Genomic DNA, 9,852 nt, shown 5'->3' with positions numbered 1-9,852 from the left:
CCGCGGCACGATGTCGAACGGAATCAGGCGCTCGGCGGCCTGCGCGTCGCCGTACACGGCGAACGTGATGCCCGTCCTGCGGAACACGCCTTCCGCGTCGTGGGCCTTCTGGGCGAGGCTTGCAGGGTTCTGCGTGTCGAGCCATGCCTTGACTCGCGAGTAGGGCGGGCGAACCTGATCGCCCGCAAGCATTTCGTCAAACGGTGCCATTGAATTTTCTCTTTTTCTGCGAGGCGGCCTGCTTCGGGCCGCAGGCCGTCCCCCGATTGCGCGTCGGCTCAGTTGTCGCCCTTCTCGAGCACTTGCCGTGTCAGTGTGACCGACGGAATCGTCGGCTTGAGCAACCCACGGCGCGCGCGGCTGCTCAACCACTTCCAGCCGGCCACGAGCAGCAGCGCGACCAGCGGGATCGACGCGATCGTCCACGTCCCGTTCGGGTAGTCGAACGCCATCAGCACCAGCACGCCGAGCAGGAACAGCAGCGTGAGCCACGATGTGACGGGCGCGCCCGGCATCCTGAACGGCACGTCGTCCACTTCGCCGCGCCTGACCGCGGCGCGGAACTTCATCTGGCACACGACGATGAAGCCCCACGTGCTGATGATGCCGAGCGACGCGATGTTCAGCACGATCTCGAACACGCTCGAAGGCACGAGATAGTTGAGCAGCACGCCGACCACGTAGATCGCGACCGTCACCAGAATGCCCGCGTACGGCACGGATTGCGCGCTCATTCGGCCGAGGAACGCCGGGGCCGAGCCGCCCATCGACAGCGAACGCAACACGCGCCCGGTCGAATACAGGCCCGAGTTGAGGCTCGACAGCGCCGCCGTCAGCACCACCAGGTTCATCACGGAGCCGATGCCCGGCACGCCGAGCGCGCCGAAGAACGTGACGAACGGGCTCTGGCCCGCCTTGTACGCGCTCCACGGCAGCAGGCAGACCAGCAGCACCACCGACGCGACGTAGAAGATCGCGATGCGCCAGATCACGTTGTTGATCGCGCGCGGCAGCACCTTGCGCGCGTCCTTGCATTCGCCGGCGGCCGTGCCGACCAGCTCGACGCCCGCGAACGCGAACACCACGCCCTGCACCAGCACCAGCGCCGGCATCAGTCCGTGCGGAAAGAAACCGCCGTTGTCGGTGATCAGATGCATGCCGGTGTCACGGCCGGCGACCTGCACGCCCGTGCCGAGGATCAACGAGCCGATCGCGAGAAACAGCACGATCGCGGCGACCTTGATCAGCGCGAACCAGAACTCCATCTCGGCGAACCACTTCACGCCGATCAGGTTCATCGTCGCGACGATGCAGAGCGCGACGAGCGCGAAGATCCACTGCGGCACGGCCGCGAACGGCGCCCAGTAATGCATGTACAGCGCGACGGCGGTGATGTCGACGATGCCGGTCATCGCCCAGTTCAGGAAGTACATCCAGCCCGCGACGAACGACGCCTTCTCGCCGAGGAATTCGCGCGCGTACGACACGAAGCTGCCGCTGCTGGGGCGATGCATCACGAGTTCGCCGAGCGCGCGCAGGATCAGGAACGAGAACGCGCCGCACACCAGATAGACGATCGCGAGCGACGGTCCGGCGGCCTGCAGACGGCCGCCCGCGCCGAGGAACAGACCGGTGCCGATCGCCCCGCCGATCGCGATCATCTGCACCTGTCGATTGCCGAGGGTCTTGTGGTAGCCGGCTTCGTGCGATTCGAGCCAGCTGCGTTTGTCGGTTTCGCCGGTTGTCGACGGTTCGGGAATCGATGCCATGACGGTATCCTCGTGCACGGATGTAATTGGATTCATCCCGATCGCGAGACGATCGGGACCACCGGTACCGGAGGATCAGGGTGCGGAATCAAGCGCACCCATCCTGATTGCGATTCGCCGATCTTGGCGAAAAGCGCGGTATGTCGCGAACTTATTCAGCCGTAATTCCCATCACAAACAGAATGCGAATTTGGACTAGGCCTGTTCGAATTCCTGCATACGGGCCTCGGCCATCGCGCCGCAAAGTGCGTTAACGGGCTCGTCGCGTGCGACGCCGCATATCGCGCGGGCGTGATTGTCGTTTCGATTTTTCTATTTCCACTTCCGACCGGGATTCATGCTGGTTCAGGGTCACTTCGGCTCGAAGCGGCTGCCGTGCGTGATCGAGATCGGCTGCGCGGCACCGCGTGCGATGACGTCCGGCCGGCATTGCCTCAAGCATCAGTGTGCAAAGAGATCGCGACCGACTATCGTGTGATGGACGCGCGCGCTGCGCGGATTTCGCGATGCGCGACGCACACTGGCATTTCTCTCTTGCGTCGGCCCGATCCTGCAGCACTTCGCGTTGCCGAGACATCAGATGAACGCGGTATGTCGTCGCGCCATGCTCAAAGAACGCCTCGCCACATGGCATGGTTGGACTGACTCTCCCGCAGCCAACGAAGTAATCTGATAAGGATAACTACTCTTGAGGAAGGCACGTAGCCTGCGCTTGTCAACTTGACATAGCCGTCGCAAGACGCTGCCGAGTACGGATCAGGCCGGTTGCCCGCCGCCGTCGCTCGCCGTTGCCGGCCCCGCATCGATCGCGACGCGATTCTTGCCGTCGCGCTTCGCGCGGTACAGCGCGCGGTCGGCGGCTTCGATCAGCGACGTCATCGGCGTGCCGACCGCCGGCACGACGCTCGCGCCGCCGATGCTGATCGTCACGTAACGGCCGGTCGACGAATGCACGTGCTCGAGCCGCAGCGCTTCGATCGCGAGGCGAATCTTCTCGGCGAGCAGGCGCACGCCGCCCGGCGACGTGCCCGGCAGCACCACCGCGAATTCCTCGCCGCCGAAGCGTGCGGCGAGATCGCCCGGGCGGCCGAGGCAGCTTTCGACGGTCGAGGCGACCCGCTTGAGCACGTCGTCGCCCGACACGTGGCCGTACGTGTCGTTGTAAAGCTTGAAATTGTCGACGTCGATCATCAGCAGCGACAGCTCGCTGCGCTCGCGCGCGCCGCGCCGCCATTCGGCGTTCAGGTATTCGTCGAGATAGCGCCGGTTCGACAGCCCGGTGAGCCCGTCGGAATGCGTGAGGCGGCGCAGTTCGAGGTTCGCTTCGAGCAATTGCTGCTGCGATTGCCGCAGTGCGCGGTAGGCTTCGTCGCGCTGCAGCAGGTTGACGTACGAGCGCGAGTGGTAGCGGATCCGTGCGACGAGCTCGATGCGGTCCGGCAGCTTCACGAGGTAGTCGTTCGCGCCGGCCGCAAACGCGGCGCTCTTGATTACCGGTTCCTCTTTGGTCGACAGCACGATGATCGGCACGTCGCGGATCACGGGATTCGTGCGGTACGCCTTCACGAGGCTCAATCCATCGGTGCCGGGCATCACGAGGTCCTGCAGGATCACGGTCGGCCGCGTTTCGACTGCGGCGGCGAGTGCGTCGTCCGAGCGCGGGCAGTAGTGGAAGTCGATGCGGTCCTCGTCGGCAAGCGCGCGCCGCACGGCCTGGGCGACGATCGTCTGGTCGTCGACCAGCAGCACCATCACCGGCACGTCGGTCGCCGGCGGCACCTGCAGGGTCGCGCGCGCGGCTTCGAGCGCCGCGCCCGCGCCGTCCGCGGCGGACGTGCCGTTATCGTGGCCCGGGCGTCGCGTGGAGTCACTAGTCATGTCGACACCCGTTGTTGCCATTGCTGTCACGCAAGTCCATTTCATTCAGTTCCCGACGAGCGCCGCCAGTTCGCCCGCAATGCGCTCGAGCGGCAGGATCGCGCGCGCGGCGCCGAGCGTCGCGGCGGCTTTCGGCATTCCGTAGACGGCGCTCGTCGCCTGGTCCTGCGCGATCGTATGGTAGCCCTTCATCCGCATCGCCTTCAGCCCGATCGCGCCGTCGCGCCCCATCCCGGTGAGCAGCACGCCGATCACGTCGCCGGGCCAGTGCTCGGTCACGCTGCTGAAGAACACGTCGACCGACGGCCGGTACGGCGTCTCGGCCGGCTCGCGCGTGTATTCGAGCGTGCCGGCGCGCGTGATCCGCAGGTGGTCGTTGGTCGCGGCGAGCAGCACGAACGACGGCTGCGGCCGGTCGCCTTCGCGCGCGATGCGCACGTTGAGCGGCGTTTGGCCGTCGAGCCATTGCGCCATGCCGTCCGCGAACGCCTGGTCGACATGCTGCACGATCACGATCGGCGCGCCGAAATCGGTGGGCAGCGCGCCGAGGATCGACGCAAGCGCGGTCGGGCCGCCGGCCGACGCGCCGATCGCGACGAGCGGCCCGCCGTCGCCGCGCGCCGTCGTGCCGGCGGGGCGGGCGGCGGCCGCCGGCTTGTCGAGCAGCCGGCCGATCTGGTCGATCTTCGCGAGCAACAGCTGCGCGGTGTCGCCGTTCGCGCCTGCGCCGAGCCGCGGCGTATCGACTGCATCGAGCGCGCCCGCGCCCATCGCCTCGTACACGCGCCACGCATTCGCGCCGATGCTGCTCGTCACGATCAGGATCGCGCACGGCTTGCCCGACGACATGATCCGTCGCGTCGCCTCGACGCCGTCGAACTTCGGCATGATCAGGTCCATCAGCACGACGTCGGGCGGTTGCGCGGCGCAGAACTCGACGGCCTGCGCGCCGTCGGTCGCGACCCACAGCACGCGGTGCTCGGGCCGCCGCGCGACCGCGCGGCGCAGCGCCTCGACGGCGAGCGGAAGGTCGTTGACGATGCCGATGTTCACGGACGGGCTTCTCCTATCAGGTCGCGTACGGCGTCGAGCAGGGTTTCGTCGTGGAAGCTGCTCTTCGCCAGGTAGTAGTCGGCGCCCGCGTCGAGTCCACGGCGGCGGTCCTCCTCGCGGTCCTTATACGACACGATCATCACCGGCAGCGATTTCAGCGCGGCATCGCGCTTGATCAGCGTGACGAGTTCGATGCCGTCCATGCGCGGCATGTCGATGTCGGTCACGACGAGATCGAAATCGGCGCCGCGCAGCGCGTTCCAGCCGTCCATCCCGTCGACCGCGACGGTGACGGCATAGCCGCGCTTTTCGAGGAGCTTGCGCTCCAGTTCGCGTACCGTCAGCGAATCGTCGACCACCAGCACATGGCGGCGCCGTGCGACGGCCGTGTGCTGCGCGCGCTGCACCTTGTCGAGCTGGCCGCCGCGCACGAGCTTGTCGACCGAGCGCAGCAAGTCCTCGACGTCGATGATCAGCACCGGTTCGCCATTCTCCATCAGCGCGGCCGCCGCGATGTCCTTGACCTTGCCGAGCCGGCGGTCGAGCGGCTGGATCACCAGCATGCATTCGCCGCGGAACCGGTCGACGGCGATCCCGTACGACTCCCATTCGTCGCCGATCACGACGGTCGCGACGCTGTCGCCCGCCTGTTCCGGCGACGGTGCGCCGAGCAGCTGGTGCGCGGTGACGAGCCCGACCGGGCGGCCGTCGAAGCGGAAATGCTGCTGGCCTTCGAGCGTGTCGATGTCGGCGCGCGCGAGTTCGAGCGTGCGGCGCACGTGCGCAAGCGGGATCGCGTACGCTTCGCCGCCGACCTCGACGAGCAGGCTGCGCACGATCGACAGCGTGAGCGGCAGTTGCAGCACGAAGCGCGCGCCGCGGCCCGGCTCGGTGAAGATCCGCACGGTGCCGCGCACGGCCTTGACCATGTCGTGCACCGCGTCGAGGCCGACGCCGCGGCCCGACACATCGGTGACGCGGTCGCGCATCGAGAAGCCGGGGAGCAGCAGGAAGTCGAGCAGCTCGAGGTCGGACAGCCGCGCGGCCGTGTCCGCGTCGGCGAGCCGGCGCCGCACGACGCCTGCGCGCAGCGCGTCGAGATCGATGCCGGCGCCGTCGTCGCTGACGGAGATCAGCAACTGGCCCGCGCTGTGGCGCGCTTCGAGCGTCACGCTCGCTTCGGCCGGCTTGCCGCTCGCGATGCGCTCGTCAGGCGTCTCGACGCCGTGGTCGAGCGCGTTGCGCAGCAGGTGGCCGAGCGGCGCGTCGAGCATGTCGAGGATGTCGCGGTCGACCTGCGTCGTTTCGCCGACGATCGCGAATCGCACGCGCTTGCCGAGCGAACGTGCGAGATCGCGGACGATGCGCGGATACGCGTGCGTTGCGTCGCCGAACGGTCGCATCCGGCAGCGCAACGCTTCGTCGTAAAGCTGCTGCGCGAGATGCGTGCTGCGGCGGTCGAAGCGGTCGAGCTCGTCCAGGCGCGCGCCGAGCTGCAGCTGCAGGTTGCCGAGCCCCTGGCGCACATCGTTCAGCGACGCGAGCGCGGCCGGGTCGAGCCGCTCCGCGAGCGTTTCGACGAGCACGTCCAGCGAGCGCGCGACGTCGCGCTGCATCCGCTTGATGCGCAGGATCGAGCCCGTGAACGGCTTCAGCCAGTGCGATTCGACGAGCGATTCGCTGGACAGGCTCAACAGCTGGTCGAGCTGCTCGGCGCGTACGCGCAGCATCCGCTGCGGATCGTGCCGGGGGGGCGGTTGGGTGTGCAAAGGCGGGGCGTCGGGCGCGACGGCATGCAAGCCCGGCGACGGATCGGCCGGCGGGTGGCGCGGCGGGCTGTCGCCGGTGTGCGGCGATATCGAGACAAGGGCGGCATCGTCGGGCGCGGAGCCGATGTGCGGCGCTGCGGCGCCTGGTTCCGGCGAGGGCGGTACGGGCAGTGTAAGCGGTGTGAGCGACACCGCGCGGTCGGCGCGCTCGTCCGACGCGTCGGTCGGACCCAGTGCGGCCAGCGCGTCGATATCCGCGCGCGAGACCGCCGCCGCCGGATCGGCGTTGCCGACGCGCAGCAGCAGGTCCACGCCATGCAGCAGTGCGTCGATGTGCGCGGTCGTCAGCGTCAGCTCGCCACGCTGCGCGGCGACGAAGCATTCCTCCATCGCGTGCGCGACGTCGACGCCGTCCTGCAGGTCGACGATGCGCGCGGCGCCCTTCAGCGAATGCGCGGCGCGCATGCACGCTTCCAGCGCGGGCGCGTCGCCGGGCGAATGTTCGAGCGTCAGCAGGCCACTCGCGAGCGCCTGCGTCTGCGTGTGTGCTTCGTCGCGGAACAGGTCGAGCAGCGACAGGCGCATCAGGTCGTCGTCGGTGCTCATCGCAGGCTCCTCGCAAGCGAGTCGAACACGCGATCGGTGTCCAGCACGCCGATCGTTGTATCGCGCCACGCGAGCAGGCCGCGCGTATGCATCGCGGCCGCGTGGGTGAGCGTCGTCGGCACCGGCAGCAGCGCATGCGCCGCGAAGCGCAGCACGCCCTCGACCTCGTCGACGGGCAGCGCGACCGCGTCGCCGCGATGCTCGACGACCAGCATCCGCGCATACGCGTTGCGCGACTCGTGCGGTCCGGTTGCGTTGCGTTCGAGATTCAGCAGTACGCCGAGGGATGCTGCGATCGTCAGTGTGCCGCGCACGTTGACGAGCCCGAGCACGGCGCCGTCGCGCCGGTGCGGCAGCGAATGGATCGGGCGCGGCCCGTCGACCTGCCGCAGCGCGGCGGCGGGCAGGCCGAGCCATTCGTCGCCGACGCGGAACGCGAGCGCGGACTGCTGCGCTTGCCCATCGTCGGCAGATGCGGCGGATGCAGTGAGTCGTGCGTCCGCAGGGGCTGGCTGCGAGGTGCTGCGTGCGGCGCGCGCCGTTTCGGCGAGGTCCGCGTCGGTGAGCGGCCGGTCGAGCAGCTTCCCGGCCGCGTGTTCGAACACCGGGCAGTTCAGGCAGCGGGTGTGCACGGCAAGCCGCGGGCACGAGCCGTCACCTCGCGTGCCGATGAGATTCCAGCAATCGTCGACGGCCCTGGCCGGAGCGCGATCGTCACGAGCGGCGTGGGTCATGGGTTCCGCCCGGTTCGTTGGTCCGGTCCGCCGTCGGCACGGCTGACGCGCCGCGCGCTTGCCCGCTGCGCACGCAGCATCAGTTGCCGGGCACCAGCCGCGTCACCTGCCGCGTCGCGCAGCGCGGCGAGATGGGTCAGGGCCTCATAGTGAGCCGGGTCGAGATACAGCGTCTTGCGATAAAAATCCTGCGCGTCCGCATCGAGGCCGCGCGCATCGGCGATCAGGCCGAGCAGGTAGAACGCGTCCGCGTCGGGGCCGTGCGCGAGCGTGAATGCGTGCGCGGCGCGCTCGGCGTCGTCGAGGCGGCCCGTGTCGGCGAGCCGGCGGGCGTCGGCGAGCATGGACGCCGGGGCGGCGGGTGCGCTCGGCGCGGCATCCGCGGCATCGGGCGCCGCGTGCGCGATGCGTGTCACCGGCGGCCGCTGTGGCACGGCCGGCGGGCGGTGCAGGGTTGCCGTTGCGAAATGGTTTGCCACGGAGGGCGCCGCCACCGGGTGCCGGAGCGGCAACGTCTGCGGCGCCACCGGCTTCGCAGATGCCACAGACACAGTGGGCGGCCGCTCGCCATCGTTCGCGCCCGTGGCCGGAGCATCAGCCTGCGCCGCGCGATGGAACGCGAACGCGAGCGGAATGCGCGCGGGCGCCAGCGCATGCCGCATCATCAGCCCCGTCTCGGCCGGGCCGACGAAGATCGTGCCGCCGTCCGCGAGTTGCCGCTCGAGCAGCCGGATCGACTGGTCCTGAGCGTGTCGGTCGAAATAGATCAGCACGTTGCGGCAGAAGATGAAGTCGTAGCGCGTGTCCGCGTCGAGCGGCAGGTCGAACAGGTTCGCCTGAACGAAGCGTACCGGTTCGCGCACCCGCGGGTCGAGCTGCCAGCCACCGACCGTTTCGCGGAAGTGGCGGTCGCGGAATTCGAGCGGGTGGCCACGAAATGCGTTGCGTCCGTAGACGCCGGCCCGCGCCCGCTCGATCGCGCGTGCGCTGATGTCGATCGCGTCGATCGCGAAGCGTGACGGGCCGATGCCGGCGTCAAGCAGTGCCATCGAGATTGAATACGGCTCCTCGCCGGTCGAGCACGGCACGCTCAGCACGCGCAGCGTGCGCGCCGGCTCGCGCATGAGCCGCACGTCGGCGATCCGCGCAAGCGCGACGAATGCCTCGCGGTCGCGGAAGAACCACGTTTCCGGCACGACCAGCGTTTCGATCAGTGCCTGCCGTTCGTCCGCGGACGCATTCAGCCGCTGCCAGTACGCATCGATCGCGGCGCCACCGGCGGCCTCGGCGACGTCGTCCGGCGTGCCGCCGGCGGGCCTCGGTGTGTCAGGCGCGTCCGGTGCATCGGCCTGCGTGACGCGTGCGCGTTCGGCAACCGCGCGCGCGAGCGCACGATTGCCGAGCGTCGCCGCATCCATCCCGGTTTCACGCGCGAGCCACGCTTCGAATCGAGGGTCGTTGGCGTTCATCATGGCCATCATCCGGCAAGCGCCTGCGCGGGCGGAAACAGCAATGCGCGCGCGTCGTCATCGAGCATCTGCTCTACGTCGATCCGCTGCACGAATCCCGTCGCGTCGGCGGCGACCGGCCCGAGCCAGCGCGCGTGCGGCGTCGCGATCCCGCTGTCGGCGAATTGCGCGGGCGCGAACTCGCGCACCTGCGTCGCGTGCTCGACGATCAGCCCGAGCCATCGATCGGCGCCGTCCGCCTCGTGTTGCTGCGCATAGCGCACGACGACGAGCCGCGTCGATCGCAGCGCGTGCGCCGCGCGCCCGAGCGCGAGCCGCGGCACGTCAATCACCGGCACCAGCTTGCCCCGGTGATCGATCACGCCGGTGAGCCATGGCGGCGTACCCAGCATCGCCTTCACGGGCGCGAGCGCCAGCACCTCGACGATCCGCGTCGCGTCGAGCGCATAGCGTTCGCCGTCGAGTTCAAAAAGTAGGAAGAGCATCGTGTCGTCCGCACGAAGGCCGCGTGCGTCAGCCGTCGATCTTGAAGCGCGACACGCCGGTGCGCAGGTGGTTCGCGACGAGCGTCAGA

At 68.9% G+C, this 9,852-nt stretch carries 7 protein-coding genes and 1 pseudogene; all 8 read right to left on the bottom strand.

From position 1 onward, the window contains the following. Nucleotides 1-210 (bottom strand): annotated as a pseudogene (locus U4012_RS35380) (circularly permuted type 2 ATP-grasp protein); the annotation flags it as partial. Between the two features lie 68 nt (nt 211-278). Beyond that, a complete protein-coding gene (gene ansP / locus U4012_RS35375) occupies nt 279-1,769 on the bottom strand; it encodes an L-asparagine permease (RefSeq protein WP_321804490.1) in 1,491 nt (496 codons plus the stop codon). 756 nt (nt 1,770-2,525) lie between these two features. Next, the gene (locus U4012_RS35370; RefSeq protein WP_321804488.1) at nt 2,526-3,647 is read right to left on the bottom strand and encodes a diguanylate cyclase; all 1,122 of its coding nucleotides are present in this window, start codon (nt 3,645-3,647) and stop codon (nt 2,526-2,528) included. 45 nt (nt 3,648-3,692) lie between these two features. Then, a complete protein-coding gene (locus U4012_RS35365) occupies nt 3,693-4,700 on the bottom strand; it encodes a chemotaxis response regulator protein-glutamate methylesterase (RefSeq protein ID WP_321804486.1) in 1,008 nt (335 codons plus the stop codon). Continuing rightward, complete coding sequence (locus U4012_RS35360) at nt 4,697-7,075, bottom strand: hybrid sensor histidine kinase/response regulator (RefSeq protein WP_321804485.1); 2,379 nt, start codon at nt 7,073-7,075, stop codon at nt 4,697-4,699. Before U4012_RS35360 ends, U4012_RS35365 begins: the two co-directional genes overlap by 4 nt. Continuing rightward, complete coding sequence (locus U4012_RS35355; RefSeq protein WP_044847531.1) at nt 7,072-7,809, bottom strand: chemotaxis protein CheW; 738 nt, start codon at nt 7,807-7,809, stop codon at nt 7,072-7,074. The genes U4012_RS35360 and U4012_RS35355 overlap by 4 nt, the downstream gene beginning before the upstream one ends. Then, nucleotides 7,806-9,278 carry a protein-glutamate O-methyltransferase CheR gene (locus U4012_RS35350; protein WP_321804492.1) on the bottom strand — a complete coding sequence of 491 codons (1,473 nt, stop codon included), beginning with the start codon at nt 9,276-9,278 and terminating at the stop codon, nt 7,806-7,808. Before U4012_RS35350 ends, U4012_RS35355 begins: the two co-directional genes overlap by 4 nt. Before the next feature lie 8 nt (nt 9,279-9,286). Beyond that, the gene (locus U4012_RS35345) at nt 9,287-9,763 is read right to left on the bottom strand and encodes a chemotaxis protein CheW (protein ID WP_321804482.1); all 477 of its coding nucleotides are present in this window, start codon (nt 9,761-9,763) and stop codon (nt 9,287-9,289) included. Nucleotides 9,764-9,852: the final 89 nt, after the last annotated feature.

The organism is Burkholderia sp. BCC1988 (genome assembly GCF_905339895.1).
Classification (GTDB): Bacteria; Pseudomonadota; Gammaproteobacteria; order Burkholderiales; family Burkholderiaceae; genus Burkholderia.
The sequence above is the reverse complement of the archived record's forward strand: the minus strand, read 5'-3'. Positions and strand labels throughout refer to the sequence as shown.